Source organism: Crossiella sp. SN42 (assembly GCF_023897065.1).
GTDB lineage: Bacteria > Actinomycetota > Actinomycetes > Mycobacteriales > Pseudonocardiaceae > Crossiella.
Genome location: NZ_JAMHIV010000025.1, coordinates 16,347 through 33,468 on the forward strand (window position 1 = coordinate 16,347; position 17,122 = coordinate 33,468).

The window sequence follows — 17,122 nt, forward strand, 5'->3', positions numbered from 1 at the left end:
TCAGCGCTTGAAGGTGCCGCGCGCCTCGATCGCGGTGTCCGGGTTGTCCGCGAACACCCCGTCCACGCCGGCCTTGAAGTAGGCCTCGTACTCGGCGAAGGCGTTGCCGTGCACCGAAGGCGGGCCGGGCAGCCGCATGTTGGTGGGCAGGAAGTTGTTCTCGCTGCGGAAGGTGTACGGGTGCACCTGGAGGCCGTTCTTGTGCGCCTGGAGCACCAGCTGGGTCGGCGAGGTCAGGTTCCCGTCCTTGCCGCGCGGGATCACCATCTCCTTGTACGGACCGATGCCCTTGGCGTACGAGGCGATCTCCTTGAGCCCCTTGGGGGTCACCAGGTCCGCGTAGGTGCGCTTGTCGCCGGCAGCGATGAAGTCGTACGGCGCGCCCTCGGCGTCCAGCAGCTGCACCAGCGGCACCCGCAGCTCGCGGCTGAGGTCCTTGAGGTTGGTCACCTCGAAGGACTGCACGAACACCCTGGCGTGCCGGTTGTTCAGGCCGTTCTTGGTCAGCGTGCGCACCAGCGGAGGTTCCAGGGGCAGCTTGATCGAGCGGAAGTAGGTGGGGTGCTTGGTCTCCGGGTACACCCCGATGTCCCGCCGCAGCTCCTTGGACAGCCGGGCGCGCAGGTCCAGCACCTCCTGGAAGGTGGGCACCTGGAACCGGCCGTTGTAGATCACGTTGTTCGGCCGGAACTGCGGGATGCGCTCCTTGGCCCGCAGCGTCTTCAGCTCGGCCAGGGTGAAGTCCTCGGTGAACCAGCCGGTGAGGCTGGTGCCGTCGATCACCTTGGTGGCCTTGCGCGCGGCGAACTCCGGGCGGTCGGCGACATCGGTGGTGCCGCTGATCTCGTTCTCGTGCCGGGCGACCAGCACGCCGTCCTTGGTGGAGACCAGGTCCGGCTCGATGTAGTCCGCGCCCATCCGCGCGGCCAGCTCGTAGGAGGCCAGGGTGTGCTCGGGCCGGTAGCCCGAGGCGCCGCGGTGGCCGATGACCAGCAGTTTCTCCGGCTTCTTGCCGAATGACAGGTCGATGTTCACCTCCAGGGCGGTGGCAGGAGCGGCTGCCAGGGTGCTGCTGCCCAGCACGGCGAGTGCCATGACGGCGACGCCGGCGAGCTGAAGTGCCCGTAACGGATGAGACATCGTGCTGACCTCCTCGTTCAGTAAGCGCCACCTTCACCCGGGATGACGTCGTGCGGGACACCGTAGGGCTAAGCGGAGCCAACCGCGTGGTGAACGCCAGGTATCGCAACCCGCGACAAGTTGTGTCTTCAATCGTGACCTGGGGCACAGGTAGCGTCCGGGAGGTGACCGCGGTCGATGAGCTGGTGGCCGAACAGGACGAGGAACGTCCGGCCCGGCGGCTGAGCCGGCGGTGGGACCTCGGTGTCGCGGTGGTGACCTTCGCCATCGCGGTCCTGGTGCTGCGCCAGGTGTTCTTCCCGTTCAGCGCGGGCAGCCAGTTCTACCTGATCGTCTTCCTCGGGCTGACCCTGCCGCTGGTCTTCCTGGTCTACCGCCCTGCGCTGAAAAGACGAACCGGCCGGGACGACCCGCATCCGGTGGACTGGGCGCTGTCCGCGCTGGCGCTGGCCACCGGGCTCTACCCGGTGGTCACCGGCTTCAACGGCTTCCTGGACCGGCAGGGCTCACTGTCCACAATGGACGTCATCGCGGGCGCGGTACTGCTGGCGCTGATCCTGGAGGCCACCCGGCGCACCACCGGCCTGGTGCTGCCCGCGGTCTGCCTGCTCTTCCTCGCGCACGCCTACTACGGCGGGTTCCTGCCGCCCGGCTGGCTGATCGCGCACTCCGGCATCGACTTCGGCCAGATCGTCAACGCGCTCTACAACGACGCCAGCGGTTTCTACGGCACCCCGCTGGACGTGGCCGCCACCTACATCGTGCTGTTCACCATCTACGGCGCGATGCTGGAGGCCTCCGGCGCGGGCAAGTTCTTCGTCGACATCAGCTTCGCCGCCTTCCGCAACTCGCCGACCGCGCCCGGCCGCACCACCGCGCTCTCCGGTTTCCTGCTCGGCACCGTCTCCGGCTCCGGCACCGCGACCACGGTCAGCCTCGGCGCGGTCACCTGGCCGATCCTGCGCAGGGCCGGGTACCCGAAGGAGAACGCGGGCGGGCTGCTGGCCGCCTCCGGGATCGGCGCGATCCTGTCCCCGCCGACGCTGGGCGCGGCCGCGTTCATCATCGCCGAGTACCTGCGGGTGCCCTACCTGGAAGTGCTGCTGTGGGCCTGTCTGCCCACGGTGCTCTACTACCTGGGCATCGTGCTCGCGGTGGAGGCCGACGCCCGCCGCTTCGGCGCCAAGGCGGTCGAGGTGGACTCGCCGAGCCCGTGGCGGCTGCTGCTCACCGGCGGCTACCACTTCGCCTCGCTGGGCATCATCGTGGTGTTCCTGGCCCTGGGCATCCCGGCCTTCTCCGCGGTGGTCTACGCCACCGGGCTGGCCGCGCTGTTCGCGCTGGCCCAGCGCGTTGTGTCCAAACAGGACGGTTGGTGGCGGGGCTGGCTGCTGGACATGTTCGGCGCGCTGTCCACCGGGGTGCGCTCGGCGCTGCCGGTGATCGCGGTCTGCGCGGCGGCCGGCGTGATCACCTCCACCATCACCAAGACCGGCCTCGGCCAGGAGCTCTCCGCCGGCCTGGTGTCGGCGGCCAGGTACTTCACCGACAACGCCACCGTGGTCCTGCTGCTGACCGTGCTCTTCGCCGCGGTCGCGGTCGGCGTGCTTGGCCTCGCGGTGCCGGTGACCGCCTCGTTCATCATCGCCTGGGTGGTGCTCGGCCCGGCGCTGGCCGAGCTCGGCGTCTCCGACCCGGCCCGCGCGATGTTCCTGTTCTACTACGCGGTGCTCTCCGAGGTGACCCCGCCGACCGCGCTGGCCTCGGTGGCCGCGGCCGCGATCACCGGCGGCTCGGTCATGCGCACCATGTGGCAGACCTGGAAGTACACCCTGCCCGCCTTCCTGGTGCCGATCGCGTTTGTGCTCACCGACCACGGCACCGCCCTGCTGCTGCAACGGTCCTGGACCGAGGTGCTGTGGGTGTTCGGCGTCGCCGTGCTCGGCGTGGCCGCGCTCGCGGTGGGCACCGGCGGCTGGCTGTTCGGGCCCGCGCGCTGGCCGGAACGCGCGCTGTGCGTGCTGGCCGCGCTGTGCCTGCTCTACCTGCAACCGTGGACGATCACCGCGGGACTGGTGCTGCTCGCGGTGGCGGTGGTGCTGCACCTCGTGACGCGCAAACGCGAACCTGTGGGGACAACGTGAGGGAAACACCGATGCGATTAACCAGAACCCTGGCCGCCGTCGCCGCGCTCAGCCTGCTCGCCGCGGGCTGCGGCGGCAAACAGCGGGACACCCCGGCGAACCAGCCCAATGCCGCGCCGTGCGAGGCGAGCGAGGGCAGGGTCACCCTGGCCACCGGCAACGCGGGCGGCGTCTACTACGTGCTCGGCGGCGGCCTGGCCCAGCTGATCAGCGGCAACACCAAGCTCAAGGCCACCGCGGCGGAGACCGGCGCCTCGGTGCAGAACATCCAGCAGCTGGTCGCGGGCGACTACGACATCGCCTTCTCGCTGGCCGACACCGCCGCGGACGCGGTGGCCGGGCGGGACTCCTTCAACGGCAAGCCGCAGAAGGTGCAGGCGCTCACCCGGATCCACCTCAACTACGTGCACGTGGTGGTGCGCGCGGATTCCGGCATCAACTCCATCGCCGACATGCGCGGCAAGCGGATCTCCACCGGCTCGCCGCGCTCGGGCACCGAGGTGATCGCCAACCGGCTGCTGCAGGCCGCCGGGCTGAACCCGGACAGCGACGTGCAGGCCCAGCGGCTGGACCTGACCAAGACCGTGGACGGCATGAAGGACGGCACCATCGACGGCCTGGTGTGGGTCGGCGGCCTGCCCACCGCGCAGATCACCGACCTCACCACCACGCTGAAGGACCGGGCCAAGTTCGTCGACGTGACCGGACTGCTGAGCAAGCTCAAGCAGGTCAACAGCGTCTACGACCGGGCGAGCATCCCCGCGGCCACCTACCGCACCCCGGCCGAGGTGCCCACCCTGGTGATCCCGAACGTGCTGCTGGTGCGCGAGGACTTCCCGGCTGGCAACGCCTGCGCGATCACCAAGCTGATCTACGACAAGCGCGCCGACCTGGAGAAGGTGCACCCGGCCGCCAAGGACATCGACGTGCACAAGGCCACCGTGATCGACCCGATCCCGATGCACCCCGGCGCGTCGAAGGCCCTGGAGTCCTTGCGCTAGCTGATAGTTCCCGCCAGATGCGGGCGGCCGTCCCTGGCCGCCCGCAGGTCGAACTCCCAGCCCTCGCCGATGCGCGTGGTGCGGAAGGCGACCTTGCCCGGCAACAGGATCGGCAGCTTGAAGCTCACCTCCGCGGTGTAGGCCGCGGGCAGCCTGCCCTCGAACGCGGCCAGGCAGCGGGCCTTGCTCCACATGCCGTGCGCGATGTGCCGGGGGAAGCCGAACAGCTTGGCGCTCAACGGGTGCAGGTGGATCGGGTTGCTGTCGCCGGAGACCTTGGCGTACCGGCGGCCGAGGTCCTTGGCCACCCGCCACACCCCGTTGGGCTCGGGCAGCTCCGGCGGCTCCGGCCGGGACTCCTTGCCACCGCTGGACTTCTCCCGGCGCAGGTAGGTGCTGACCTCCCGCCAGGCGAGTTCACCGTCCACCGAGGCCTCGCTGACCACCTCGAACTGGCGGCCCCGCTCGTGCTCGGCCAGGTGCTGCGACCACACCCGCAGGTCCAGCGGTTCGCCGGCCCGCAGCGGGCGCAGCTGCTCGATCCGGTTGCCGATGTGCACCAGTCCGACCAGCGGGAACGGAAACCCCGGCGCGGTCATCAGCTTGACCGCCATCGGGAAGGCCAGGATGTGCGGGTAGGTCGGCGGCAGCAGGTCGGTCAGCCCGAACCCGCAGACCCGGTTGTACTGGGCCAGGTGCGCCAGGTCCACCGGCACCGCCCGCCGCAGGTAGCCGGTGCCGGGGAGTTCCTTGCCGCCGCGGGAAAAACCGGTCAGCACGGCCTTGGGGTAGAGCAGCCCGAGACCGGGCGCGTGATCCAGCTCCTGAACCTCCACAGTGGACATCTCAGGCTCCGAGCAGGCTCTGGCCGCAGACCCGGACCACGTTCCCGGTCACCCCGGCCGACCCCGGACTGGCGAACCAGGCGATGGTCTCGGCCACGTCCACCGGCAGCCCGCCCTGCGCCAGGCTGTTCATCCGGCGACCGGCTTCCCTGGTGAACAACGGGATCGCGGAGGTCAGCCGGGTCTCGATGAACCCGGGCGCGACCGCGTTGACCGTGATGCCGCGCTCGCGCAGCGCCGGGGCCAGCGCCTGCACCACGCCGATCACGCCGGCCTTGGAGGTGGAGTAGTTGGTCTGGCCGAAGTTGCCCGCGATGCCGCTGATCGAGGACAGTCCGATCAGTCGCCCGCCGTCGTGGATCACGTTGTCCCGCAACAGCACCTCGTTGATCCGCTCCTGCGCGGAGAGGTTCACGTCGACTGCCGAGTCCCAGCGTGCGTCGTCCATCCGGCCCAGCGTCTTGTCCCTGGTGATGCCCGCGTTGTGCACCACGATGTCCACCCCACCGTGCCGCTCGCGCAGGTGTTCGGCGAGCTTCGTGGGCGCGTCCGCGCTGGTGATGTCGAGCTGGATGGCGGTGCCGCGCACCCGGTTGGCCACCTTGGACAGGTCCTCGCCGGCGGCCGGGATGTCCAGGCACACCACGTGCGCGCCGTCCCGGCTGAGCACCTCGGCGATGGCCTCGCCGATCCCGCGCGCCGCGCCGGTGACCAGCGCGACCTTGCCCGCCAACGGTTTTTCCCAGTCCGCGGGCTCGCCCACCGGCGCGGTCCCGATCCGGACCACCTGCCCGGAGACGTAGGCCGAGCGGGCGGAGAGGAAGAACCGCAGGGTGGCGGCCAGGCCGTCCTCGGCGCCGGGGGCCACGTAGACCAGCTGCGCGGTGCCGCCGCGCTGCACCTCCTTGCCCGCCGCGCGGGTGAAGCCCTCCAGCGCGCGCTGGGCCACCGACTGCCGCGGCGAGTCCACCAGCTCGGGTTGCGTGCCCAGCACGATGACCCGGCCGTTGCTGCCCAGCTGGCGGATCACCGGGTGGAAGAAGCGGTACAGCTCGCCAAGGTCCTCGCTGCGCTCGATGCCGGTGGCGTCGAAGACCAGTGCGGCGTAGCGCTGCTCGCCGGCCTCGGCCGCGCTGGTCAGCACGGTGGCCTCCACCGACTTCAGCACGCCCAGCACCGCGTCGCCCAGCCGTCCCTTGGGCGCCGAGCCGAACAGCACCGGCCCGTCCACCACCGGCTGACCGGGCTGGTACCGGCGCAGCGGCGCGGGATTGGGCAGGCCGAGCCGTTTGACGAGCATCCGGCCCACCGAGGACCGGGCCAGCTGCTGGTACCGATCGGTCATGTGACACTCCCTACTCGCCAGTAAGACTACTCGTCAGTAGGTTATCTTCGCTACGGTAGCAGCACCAAGCACTGCGGAGGAGGCGCGATGTCCGCGAGCACGCGACGGGTGGCGGTCCTGGGTGGCAACCGGATTCCCTTCGCCCGATCCAACGGTCCCTACGCCAGGGCATCCAACCAGGACATGCTCACCGCCGCGCTGGACGGGCTGGTCAGCCGGTTCGGCCTGCAGGGCGAGCGGCTCGGCGAGGTGGCCGCGGGCGCGGTGCTCAAGCACAGCCGCGACTTCAACCTGACCAGGGAGACCGTGCTGGGCAGCCAGCTGGCCCCGGAGACCCCGGCCTACGACGTGCAGCAGGCCTGCGGCACCGGCCTGGAAGCGGCCATCCTGGTGGCCAACAAGATCGCCCTCGGGCAGATCGAGGCGGGCATCGCCGGGGGCGTGGACACCACCAGCGACGCGCCGATCGGCGTCAACGAGGACCTCCGCCAGGTGCTGCTGGCCGCCAACCGGGCCAAGAGCCTCGGCGCGCGCCTGCGGCTGCTGACCAGGCTGCGCCCCACGCACATCGTCCCGGACATCCCGCGCAACGGGGAACCGCGCACCGGTCTGTCCATGGGCGAGCACGCGGCGATCACCGCCAAGCAGTGGGAGATCAGCCGCGAGGCCCAGGACGAGCTGACCGTGGCCAGCCACCAGAACCTGGCCCGCGCCTACGAGTCCGGCTTCTTCGACGACCTGATCACCCCGTTCCAGGGCCTGGACCGGGATCAGAACCTGCGCCCGGACTCCAGCCTGGAGAAGCTGGCCAAGCTCAAGCCGGTGTTCGGCAAGGGCGAGGGCGCGACCATGACCGCGGCCAACTCCACCCCGCTCTCCGACGGCGCCAGCGCGGTGCTGCTGGCCAGCGAGGAGTGGGCGGCCGCGCACCGGCTGAGCCCGCTGGCCTACTTCGCGCACTGCGAGACCGCCGCGGTGGACTTCGTGCACGGCGGCGAGGGCCTGCTGATGGCCCCGGCCTACGCGGTGCCCAGGATGCTCGCCCGCGCCGGGCTCACCCTGCAGGACTTCGACTACTACGAGATCCACGAGGCCTTCGCCTCCCAGGTGCTGGCCACCCTCAAGGCCTGGGCCGATCCCGGCTTCTGCAAGGAGAAGCTCGGCCTGGACGCCCCGCTCGGCGAGATCGACCGGACCAAGCTCAACGTCAACGGCTCCTCGCTGGCCGCGGGCCACCCGTTCGCCGCAACCGGCGGCCGGATCGTGGCCACCCTGGCCAAACTGTTGGCGCGCAAGGGATCCGGCCGCGGCCTGATCTCCATCTGCGCCGCCGGCGGCCAGGGCGTCACCGCGATCCTCGAACGCTAGTCCAGCAGCGACCACGTCGTGGTGCAGCGCGCGGTGACCGTGATCGGCTGCGGTTCCAGGTTCAGCGCCTGCACCGCCGAGCCTGCCTCCGCGGCCATCGCGTAGCCGCCGGCGCGGGCCATCGGCGCGTAGTGGGTGTCCTCGCCGTCGCTGATCCGCAGCAGCGGGCCAAGGCGCACGCCGAGCGCGCTGGCGTAGCCCTCGGCGCGCCTGCGGGCGTCCGCGACCGCGAGCACCTGGGCCTCCTGGGTGGCCTCGGCCTGGTCGCGCAGCTCCCAGTCCGGGCCGTTCAACGCGGACGGCTCGGCCGCGACCAGCGCGGTCACCACCTGCTCCAGCGCGGCCTGGTCGGCCACCCGCAGCTGGTAGTGCTGTTCCGCGCTGGCGCCGACCTGGCGGTCGCCCTGCCAGTTCGGCTGCACGGACAGCCGCCGCGAGCGCACCTCCACGCCGTCCTGCTCCAGTAGTGGTTCGACCCCGGCCACCCGCTGCCCGAGCAGCGCGACCGCCTCGCTCCGATCGCTCGCGCTCGCGGTGAAGCTCACCCACAGCTGGGCGCGGTCCGCGGTCCGCTCGACTTCTCCGGTCCCCTTCGTCACAACTTCAGCCACACCGCCCAGCCAACTCCCCCTGGGCCGGACCCGCAACGCTTGCGGCGTATATCTCTCTCTAGCTTTTCCGCTAGAAAGCGATAGATCAGGGCAGACGGTAGTGCAACCGGCACACCGCGGCCTGGGTCCGGCCGCGCACCGCGCGAGCGATCCCGCCGCCCTGTCCGTTGAGCAGCAACCGGATCCACGCGCGCCGCGGCCGCAGCTCGCCGATCAGCACCACCACCTGCTGCTCCGGCATCCCGCGCACGTACGCCGCGATGCTGGCGCCCAGCCCGCCTCGCGAGCGCTCCAGCAGCATCAGCGGCACGTCCGGGTGCCAGGCGGTCCAGTCCGCGGCCAGCGCCCGCTGCTGCTCGGGCGGCTGCCCGCCACCGCCCACGTGCACCGCGACCACCTTGTGCCCCAAGGACAACGCGGTCGACAGGCAGTGCGAGGTGAGCACCGACAGCCCGGCCACCGGCACCACCACCAGCGTGCTGTGCGGCCTGGGCAACTCCGGCAGCGAGCCGAGGCCGAGCTGCCGCCCGAGCACCGCGTACGCCCGGTGCACCCGGCGCAGCGCGAACACCAGCAGCGGCAGCACCAACACCACCAGCCAGGCGCCCTCGGCGAACTTCACCACGGTCACCACCACCGCGGCCACCGCGCTGAGCACCGCGCCCACCAGGTTGAGCGCCAGCCGCCTGCCGCGTTCGCCCCTGGCCAGCCAGTGCCGCACCATCCCGGCCTGGCACAGCGCGAACCCGACGAACACGCCGATGGTGAACATCGGCACCAGCACGTCCAGCCGACCACCGGAGCCGACGATCAGCGCGGCGGCCAGCCCGGCCAGCACCAGCACGCCGATCCGGTGCACCAGCCGGTCCGCGCGCAGCCCGAAGGCGTGCGGCAGGTAGTGGTCGGCGGCCAGCCGGGCGGCCAGCACCGGCAAGCCGCCGAAGGAGGTGTTGGCCGACAACGCGAGCAGCACCACCGTGGTGAACTGCACGACCAGGTAGACCGCGCCGTCCCCGACCGCGCCTTCCACCAGCAGCGACAGCACGGTCCGGCCCTCGACCGGCCGCAGGTCGAACAGCTCGACCAGCGCCGCCAGCCCGAGCAGCATCACCCCGAGCAGCAGCCCGAGCAGGGCCTGCGCGCGAGCCGCCCGCGCGGGACCCGGACTGCGGAAGGACGGGGTGGCGTTGGCGATGGCCTCGATCCCGGTCAGCGAGGCGCAGCCGTTGGCGAAGGCGGAGAGCACCAGCAGCACCCCGACCGCCGCGGTGGTCTGCGTGGGCGCGGGATCGGGCAGCGGGTTCAGTGGCCCTCCGCGCAGCAGGCCGATCGCGATCACCGCCAGCACCGCGAGCACGAACAGCGCGGTCGGCGCGGCGAAGGCGCGGGCGCTGGCGGCCACCCCGCGCAGGTTCACCGCGGTCACCAGCACGAGCACGGCCAGGCACAGCTCGGTGGTCCAGGGCAGCAGCGCGGGCACCGCCGAGGTCAGCGCGGCCACCCCGGCCGCGGTGGCCACCGCGGCGTTGAGCACGTAGTCCACGATCAGCGCGGCCGCCGCGACCAGGCCCGCGCGCTCGCCCAGGTTGCGCCGGGCCACCGTGTACGCGCCGCCGCCGTCCGGGTAGGCGTGCACCACCTGCCGGTACGCGGCCACCAGCACCACCAGCAGCAGCACGATCGCGCCGGTCACCGGCAGCGTCCAGCCGATGCCCGCCGCCCCGGCCGCGGCCAGCGCGAGCACGATGGCCTGCGGGCCGTAGGAGACCGAGGCGAGCGCGTCCAGGCCGAGGGCGGCCACGCCGGTGGTGGCGGTCAGCCGGTGCCGGTTCTCACCGGTCCCGGCGCGAGTCAGGGTCAGCACAGGCGGCACTGTGCGGCCCGGCCCGCGGCGGCCAGGGCCCTGTTGACGCGATCCTGAGCCCGCCCGGCCCGATCTTGACGGCTCCGACACGCGGTCAGCGCTTTCTGCCGCACTATCGGAGATGACCTAGAAACGCCGATACGGTCGAAATCGTGGACCCGGTGCGCAATCCCTTCGCCCCAGGGGCAGGCCAGCGGCCGCCCGAGCTCGCCGGACGGGACCGGGAGGTCGGCGCGTTCGAGGTGGTGCTCGAACGCATCGCCCGCGGCCGCCCGGAGCGGAGCCTGGTGCTCACCGGGTTGCGCGGGGTGGGCAAGACCGTGCTGCTCGGCGAGCTGCGCTCGATGGCCATCCGGCGCGGCTGGGGCGCGGGCAAGATCGAGGCCCGCCCGGACTCCGGCCTGCGCCGCCCGCTCTCGGCCGCGCTGCACCGCGCGGTGCGCGACCTCGCGGTCCGGCACCGGGCGCCGGACCGGGTGGAGCACGTGCTCGGCGTGCTCAAGGCGTTCGCGCTGCGGGCCACCCCGGAGGGCGCGAAGCTGCGGGACCGCTGGCAGCCCGGCATCGACGTGCCGACGGTCACCGGCCGGGCCGACTCCGGCGACATCGAGATCGACCTGGTGGAGCTGTTCACCGACGTGGCCGAGCTGGCCGCGGACGTGGGCACCGGGGTCGCGCTGCTCATCGACGAGATGCAGGACGTGCCGGCGGAGGACGTCTCGGCGCTGTGCGCGGCCTGCCACGAGCTGTCCCAGTCCGGCGCGCCGCTGGTGGTGGTCGGCGCTGGCCTGCCGCACCTGCCCGCGGTGCTCTCGGCCAGCAAGTCCTACTCCGAGCGGCTGTTCCGCTACGTCAAGATCGACCGGCTGGACCGGGCCGAGCACGACCGCGCGGTGACCGCGCCGATCGAGCGCGAGCAGGCGGGCATCGCCCCGGCGGCGCTGGCCGCGTTGTTCGAGGCCAGCGGCGGCTACCCGTACTTCGTGCAGGCCTACGCCAAGGCCGCCTGGGACGCCGCGCCCGGCGATCCGATCACCGCCGAGGACGTCGCGGTGGCCGAGCCGGAGGCCGCGGGCGAGCTGGCGGTGGGCTTCTTCGGCTCCCGGTACGAGCGGGCCACCCCGGCCGAGCGGGAGTACCTGCACGGCATGGCGGTGCTCAGCGAGGGCAGGGACGAGCCGGTCGGTACCGCGCACCTGGCCGAACAGCTCGGCCGCAAGCCGTCCTCGCTGTCCCCCGCGCGTGACTCACTGATCAAGAAGGGCCTAGTCTACTCCGCCGAACGGGGCCGGATCGCCTTCACCGTGCCGCACTTCGGCCGCTTCCTGCTGACCGCTGGTGACTAGGTGAACACCGGACGAATCACGGGTTACTTCCCGAGCGACGCCGATGAATCATCGGCGTGTGGCCCGACTCACCGGACAAACGGGTGCGTTTGAGGTTTTGGTGGTGCATACTTGAGGCACAGACAACGAGATGCTTACTAAGGGGATGCAACTCAGATGAACCTCGTCGCGAAGATCCGGTCCCGCCGTGCACAGGCCCGCACCCGGCGAGCCGTGAACCGCGCGATCGACGCCGCCGCCACTCCGGCCATGCGGCACGAACTGATGGCCATCGCTTCCGCTCAGGTGACCTCCCTCCGCTGAGCCTGGTCCGGCGCGGACGCCCTCCTCGATGGGCGAGCCCTCCCGTCGCCGAGACCCCACGGGGGAAGACGCACGGCCCCGACTTGCCTCCCGCCGGTCGGGGCCGTGTTGTTTTCCCAGCTAGGCCGACATCGCTGAAGTGACCCACGTCACTTACCCGATTGGGTGTAACACCATTGGGTGGTTTAGCGATGTTCCAGATGACCCCGCGGTGCTGTCGGACCCCCGACCTGGCAGCACTGCGGGGTTTCCCATTTCCGGCTAACGGAGAACCAGCAGGTCAAGCCGGTCCACCACCGGCCCGCTGGCGCCAGCCGCGACCGCGGCACGCAGCCGCGCCAAGCCCTCGGCATATTCCTCGGCAGTGAGCCCGCGCAGCAAGGTGTCCCCTTTCTGGTGAACCCGCCCCAGCACCGTCCCCAGATCGGGGGCACTGGTCTGGGGGACGGACTCCAGGCTCACCCGCTCGAACCCAGCCGCGCCCAGCTCCGCGCAGACCTCTTCGACGGTCGGGAACGCGGCCAGCGCCCGGATGCCCTCCGGGAAGAAGCGGAGCACGTTCAGCTCCAGCGGCCGCTCCCGGAAGATCCCCCTGATCAGCACCGGCGCGCCCGGCCGCAGCACCCGGCGCAGCTCCTGCCCGGCGGCCACCCGGTCCGGCACGTGGTGGATCACCGTGGACAGCCAGGCCCCGTCCAGCGAGCCGGGCTCCGCCGGGATGGCCAGCGCGTCACCCGCGCGCACCTCGACCAGCGGGTGCGCCGGGATGTGCGCCCGCATCGCCTCGGACGGCTCGACCGCGAGCACCCTGGCGCCGAACCAGTCGGCCAGCGCGGTGGCGAACAGCCCGGTGCCCGCGCCGAGGTCGAGCAACACCGAGTCCGCGGTCGGCCCGAGGTGCCGCTCGATCGCCGCCCGCCAGTGGGTCAGCCCGTCCCTGGGGATCTCCCTGGCCCGGCGGTAGGCCGCCGCGGTGCCGGCGTCGTAGTTGTTGAGCACAGCTCCCCCTGACTTTCTTCGGTGAACAGGCAACCGGATAGGTCGCGATCAACGTGTAGAAGTCACCAACCGTGGCAAGACCAGTTCGGGGAGACTCGCCATGCAGACCAAGTCCGCCCTAGCCACCCTCGCCCTCGCCGCGGGCGCCACGCTGCTCGCCGCACCCGCCGCCCTGGCTCAGCCTGGCACCAACGCCTACACCGTGGACTTCGAAGCCGGGAAGACCTCATTCGGCGCGGGCAGCACCTTCCAGCTGCCGGCCAGGGTCATGATCGGCACCGACTGCGCGCCGGAGAAGGCGAGCAGGGTCAAGGTCAGCGGCATCGGGGAGATCCAGCTCAACGGCGGCAGCGCCGGGGTGGCGATGGGCGAGTTCACCATCGCCAAGGGGGCCAGGAGCGGCAAGCACACTATGACCTTCACCTGCGGCACGGTCGCCTACCGCGGCGAGTTCACCGTGCAGGCGCCCAAGCCGCCGCCGGTCACCTCCACGCCGAGGCCGACCAGCAGCACCCCGGCCGTCCCGGTGAAGCCCAAGGGCGCCCCGGAAACCGGTGGCGGCGGCACGGACTCCGGTCTCGGCGGCGTGCTCGCGGGCGGCGGCGCACTGCTGGCCGGCGCCGCACTCGGCGGCTGGGCGCTGCGCCGCCGCCGGGACGGCGCGCAGAGCTGACCACGCCCGTTCGGCAAGGGGAGTCCGGAGTTCCGGGCTCCCCCTTTTTTTGTTCCGCGCCAACAGTGTCAGACGTCCGAGTCAAGCCGGGGTTGCCTGAAAAATCCGACCAGATTCGCCGGATTTTCCTGGCAACCGGCGGCGGCGCGCGGACGTGTAGAGGGCGAACACCGCAGAACTGATCGACCACACCGCGTCCGCGCGGTGCGGGGGGTGGGAAGGTCGTCCGGCCGGGGGTGGGCCGGACGACCTTCCCGTTGGTACCGAAGAAAAAACCGCGGTCGCGCGCCGGTGTGAAGCAGCCGGCGCGCGACCGCGGCGACCTGTCCGCCCATGAACAGGCCGCCGAGAACCGAGCAGCACTGCCCCTGCGCTGCCCGGCTCCCCAGGAACGGCCACCGGTTCCGCACTCGCCGGAAACCACCCGATCCGGCACCGCCCGAACCGACTGACCCCGTCCCACCGAGCACCCCGGCCCCGCCCGGACCCCGCCACGCCCGCGCCACCCAGCACAAGCGATCGTGATGCCCGGACAGACCTGCCGTCCCTGTTCGTCCACTACTTCAGACTCGAAGACGAGCAAACCCCAGCCCCGGTTCACGCTGTGACTGGCGTCACGCCGGTCATGGGGCAACAGGCGGAGCCAGCCGGACCACCCGGTCCAGCACCGGGTCGTACCCGATCATCGGCAGCTCCGACCCCTCGAACGTCATCACCACCGCCTTGCCCAACAGCCGTCCGATGTCGCGGAACACTCCGCACAACACCGCCAACGGCTCCGGCCCCTGGAGCTCCTCCAGATGCACGTCGAAGTCGATCGTGTCAGCGGCGGAGCACCGGAACATCAGCCACACCTCCGCCCCCGGACAGACCGCCAGTTCCGGCACCGACGACCGGCTGAGCATCACCTCCGCGCTCGGCACCCCCGCGGCTTGGTTGTCCTCGGTGTACGTGTGCGGCCAGCCCCGCGACCGGATCAGGTCCAGCACCGCCTGCCAGTCCGCCACGGTCGTCCCCCGGACCACCACGTCCGGCAGGATCCCGTTGTCCACGTCGAACAGGTCCTCGACGTCCGCCCAGCGCAACTCGGTCACCCGGCCATAGTGCACCGCGTCCCACCTGGTGGGCCGGGGAACAGCGCAGCTCGTTCGCTGTGTTGAATCCCGGTGTGACCACTGCGAAGCGCCGTGCCCGCGTCCGCGCCCCCGAGCTGACCGGCCGTGGCTGGCTGAACACCGGCGGCAAGCAGATCCGGCTCGCGGACCTGCGCGGCAAGATCACGCTGCTGGACTTCTGGACCTTCTGCTGCATCAACTGCCTACACGTGCTGGACGAGCTGCGGCCGCTGGAGGCGGAGTTCGCCGATGTGCTGGTCACCATCGGGGTGCACTCGCCGAAGTTCGCGCACGAGGCGGATCCGGCGGCGCTGGCCGCGGCGGTGGAGCGGTACGAGGTGCACCACCCGGTGCTGGACGATCCGGAGCTGGTGACCTGGCAGGCGTACGCGGTCAAGGCGTGGCCGACGCTGGTGCTGGTGGATCCCGAGGGTTATGTGGTGCACGTGGCCGCGGGGGAGGGGCACGCCGAGGCGCTGCGGCGGGTGCTGGCCGAGCTGGTCGCCGAGCACACGGCCAAGGGCACGCTGCACCGGGGAGATGGTCCATACGTGCCGCCGGTGGCCGCGGAGACCTCGCTTCGGTTCCCCGCCAAGGCGATCGTGACGCCGGAGCGGACCTTGCTGGTGGCGGACTCGGCGCGGCATTCGCTGGCGGAGCTGGCCGCGGATGGCGAGACCTTGTTGCGGCGCATCGGTTCCGGGGTCCGGGGGCGGGCCGACGGGGCGGCGGGTGCGGCGAGTTTTTCTGAGCCTGCCGGGCTTTCGCTGTTGCCGCCGGAGGTGGCGGAGCGGGTCGGGTACGACGTCGTGGTGGCGGACACGGTCAACCACCTGTTGCGCGGGGTGCGGCTGAGCGACGGGTTCGTCTCCACCGTGGCCGGTACCGGCGAGCAGTGGCGGGATGGCGAAACCGACGGACCGGCAACGGAAATCGAGCTCACCAGTCCGTGGGACGTCGAATGGTGGGCGCCCGCTGGTGGCGTGGTGGTCGCGCTGGCCGGGAATCACACGATCGGGTTGTTCGATCCGGTGGCGGGCACGGTGTCGCGGTTCGCCGGGACCACGGTGGAGGGGTTGCGGGACGGGGAGGCCGCGCAGGCGTTCTTCGCGCAGACCTCGGGGCTGGCCGCGGATCCGGTGCGGGAACGGTTGTGGCTGGCCGATTCCGAGACCTCGGCGCTGCGCTACCTGGCCTACGAGGACGGCGTGCTCACCGTGCGCACCGTGATCGGCACCGGGCTTTTCGACTTCGGGCACCGGGACGGTCCGGCCGCCCAGGCCCTGTTGCAGCACCCGCTCGGCGTGGTCGTGCTGCCCGACGGCAGCATCGGCGTGGCCGACACCTACAACGGCGCGCTGCGGCGCTACCACCCGGAGTCCGGCGAGGTCAGCACCATCGCCACCGACCTGGCCGAGCCCTCGGGCGCGGTGGTGCTCGATGGCGAGGTGGTCGTGGTGTCCTCGGCCGCGCACCGGCTGGAGCGGCCGGTGCCGCCTGGGGTGGCGGCGAAGCTGATCTCCGGTGCGGCGCAACAGGTTCGGCGGCCGCCGAGTGAGCTGGCCGCGGGCGCGGTGGAGCTGGCGGTGGTGTTCGTGCCGCCGCCGGGGCAGAAGCTGGACGAGCGGTACGGGCCGTCCACCCGGCTGGAGGTGACCGCCTCGCCGCCCGAACTGCTGGTCGAGGGCGCGGGTGTCGGCACGGACCTGGTGCGCCGGTTGATGATCGCCGCCGACGTGCCCTCGGGTGTACTCCACGTGGTCGCCCAGGCAGCCAGCTGTGACGAGGGTGTCGAGCACCCCGCCTGCCGCCTGACCAGGCAGGACTGGGGTGTTCCCGTTGTGGTCCAATCGGGTGCGCCCATCCGGCTGCCGCTGGTTATGGGCGGAATGGACGAATCCCAGGTGTGATCTGGCGCACTCTACCTAGTTGTTTGCCTGCTCAACGTCGCGTTCTGGGGTAACGCGCAGTCGGAGCCGCCCCACGATGACCTCGGCGGGGCAAGTAAACTCCGAAGGTGCCCGATGCCAAGCTCCAGATCCAGATGCTGCACGACCGCGTGATGGTGCGGATCGCGCAGGAGGGCGGGGAGCGACGCAGCAGTGGTGGGATCGTGATCCCGGCCACTGCCCAGATGGCCAAACGGCTGGTGTGGGGCGAAGTTTTCGGGGTGGGGAACCACGTACGTACTGTCAAGGTGGGTGACAGGGTGCTCTTCAACCCCGAGGAGCAGTTCGAGGTCGAGGTACAGGGCCAGGCTTACCTGGTGATGCGCGAGCGGGATCTGCACGCCGTCGCCAGCGAGCAAGCCGAGCACGGCACGGGTTTGTACCTGTGACGCGTGCCCTCGACGTGACAGCCGGGTAGC

15 protein-coding genes are annotated in these 17,122 nt (G+C 71.3%); 8 read left to right on the plus strand and 7 right to left on the minus strand.

Translation table 11 applies throughout. The features are described from left to right. Positions 1-1,140, minus strand: a complete 1,140-nt coding sequence (locus M8C13_RS28055; RefSeq protein WP_252483721.1) for a glycerophosphodiester phosphodiesterase — start codon at positions 1,138-1,140, stop codon at positions 1-3. A 164-nt stretch (positions 1,141-1,304) separates the two neighbouring features. Here M8C13_RS28055 and M8C13_RS28060 point away from each other — a divergent pair, with 164 nt between their 5' ends. Together M8C13_RS28060 and M8C13_RS28065 are read left to right on the plus strand one after the other, a co-directional pair. Continuing rightward, complete coding sequence (locus M8C13_RS28060; RefSeq protein ID WP_252483722.1) at positions 1,305-3,284, plus strand: TRAP transporter fused permease subunit; 1,980 nt, start codon at positions 1,305-1,307, stop codon at positions 3,282-3,284. 11 nt (positions 3,285-3,295) lie between these two features. Beyond that, a complete protein-coding gene (locus tag M8C13_RS28065) occupies positions 3,296-4,285 on the plus strand; it encodes a TAXI family TRAP transporter solute-binding subunit (RefSeq protein WP_252483723.1) in 990 nt (329 codons plus the stop codon). Here M8C13_RS28065 and M8C13_RS28070 read toward each other — a convergent pair. Next, a complete protein-coding gene (locus tag M8C13_RS28070) occupies positions 4,282-5,121 on the minus strand; it encodes a MaoC/PaaZ C-terminal domain-containing protein (protein WP_252483846.1) in 840 nt (279 codons plus the stop codon). The genes M8C13_RS28065 and M8C13_RS28070 overlap by 4 nt on opposite strands. A gap of 10 nt (positions 5,122-5,131) precedes the next feature. Then, a complete protein-coding gene (locus M8C13_RS28075; RefSeq protein ID WP_252483724.1) occupies positions 5,132-6,475 on the minus strand; it encodes a 3-oxoacyl-ACP reductase in 1,344 nt (447 codons plus the stop codon). 87 nt (positions 6,476-6,562) lie between these two features. Between M8C13_RS28075 and M8C13_RS28080 the strand changes: the two genes are divergently transcribed. Next, entirely contained in the window at positions 6,563-7,843 is a 1,281-nt protein-coding gene (locus M8C13_RS28080) for an acetyl-CoA C-acetyltransferase (RefSeq protein WP_252483725.1), read from the plus strand. Here the strand turns inward: M8C13_RS28080 and M8C13_RS28085 are convergent. Both M8C13_RS28085 and M8C13_RS28090 read right to left on the minus strand, forming a co-directional pair. After that, positions 7,840-8,442: an SIMPL domain-containing protein gene (locus M8C13_RS28085; protein WP_252483726.1), complete on the minus strand. Its 603-nt coding sequence runs from the start codon at positions 8,440-8,442 to the stop codon at positions 7,840-7,842. The two genes, M8C13_RS28080 and M8C13_RS28085, sit on opposite strands and share 4 nt — an antisense overlap. A gap of 97 nt (positions 8,443-8,539) precedes the next feature. Next, entirely contained in the window at positions 8,540-10,318 is a 1,779-nt protein-coding gene (locus M8C13_RS28090) for an APC family permease (RefSeq protein WP_252483727.1), read from the minus strand. A gap of 152 nt (positions 10,319-10,470) precedes the next feature. Here M8C13_RS28090 and M8C13_RS28095 point away from each other — a divergent pair, with 152 nt between their 5' ends. Both M8C13_RS28095 and M8C13_RS28100 read left to right on the plus strand, forming a co-directional pair. Continuing rightward, complete coding sequence (locus M8C13_RS28095; protein ID WP_252483728.1) at positions 10,471-11,664, plus strand: AAA family ATPase; 1,194 nt, start codon at positions 10,471-10,473, stop codon at positions 11,662-11,664. 156 nt (positions 11,665-11,820) lie between these two features. Then, positions 11,821-11,967: a hypothetical protein gene (locus M8C13_RS28100; protein WP_252483729.1), complete on the plus strand. Its 147-nt coding sequence runs from the start codon at positions 11,821-11,823 to the stop codon at positions 11,965-11,967. Positions 11,968-12,228: 261 nt separating this feature from the next. On the opposite strand, the gene M8C13_RS28105 is transcribed toward M8C13_RS28100, so the two are convergent. Further along, complete coding sequence (locus M8C13_RS28105; RefSeq protein ID WP_252483730.1) at positions 12,229-12,966, minus strand: class I SAM-dependent methyltransferase; 738 nt, start codon at positions 12,964-12,966, stop codon at positions 12,229-12,231. A 100-nt stretch (positions 12,967-13,066) separates the two neighbouring features. Here M8C13_RS28105 and M8C13_RS28110 point away from each other — a divergent pair, with 100 nt between their 5' ends. Further along, positions 13,067-13,639 carry a hypothetical protein gene (locus tag M8C13_RS28110; RefSeq protein WP_252483731.1) on the plus strand — a complete coding sequence of 191 codons (573 nt, stop codon included), beginning with the start codon at positions 13,067-13,069 and terminating at the stop codon, positions 13,637-13,639. A gap of 623 nt (positions 13,640-14,262) precedes the next feature. Here M8C13_RS28110 and M8C13_RS28115 read toward each other — a convergent pair. After that, the gene (locus M8C13_RS28115) at positions 14,263-14,733 is read right to left on the minus strand and encodes a hypothetical protein (RefSeq protein ID WP_252483732.1); all 471 of its coding nucleotides are present in this window, start codon (positions 14,731-14,733) and stop codon (positions 14,263-14,265) included. 74 nt (positions 14,734-14,807) lie between these two features. Here M8C13_RS28115 and M8C13_RS28120 point away from each other — a divergent pair, with 74 nt between their 5' ends. Together M8C13_RS28120 and M8C13_RS28125 are read left to right on the plus strand one after the other, a co-directional pair. Beyond that, positions 14,808-16,664 carry an NHL domain-containing thioredoxin family protein gene (locus tag M8C13_RS28120; RefSeq protein WP_252483733.1) on the plus strand — a complete coding sequence of 619 codons (1,857 nt, stop codon included), beginning with the start codon at positions 14,808-14,810 and terminating at the stop codon, positions 16,662-16,664. Positions 16,665-16,771: 107 nt separating this feature from the next. Next, positions 16,772-17,092 (plus strand): co-chaperone GroES, encoded by a 321-nt coding sequence (locus tag M8C13_RS28125; protein WP_252483734.1) that lies wholly within the window; start codon positions 16,772-16,774, stop codon positions 17,090-17,092. Positions 17,093-17,122 lie beyond the last annotated feature (30 nt).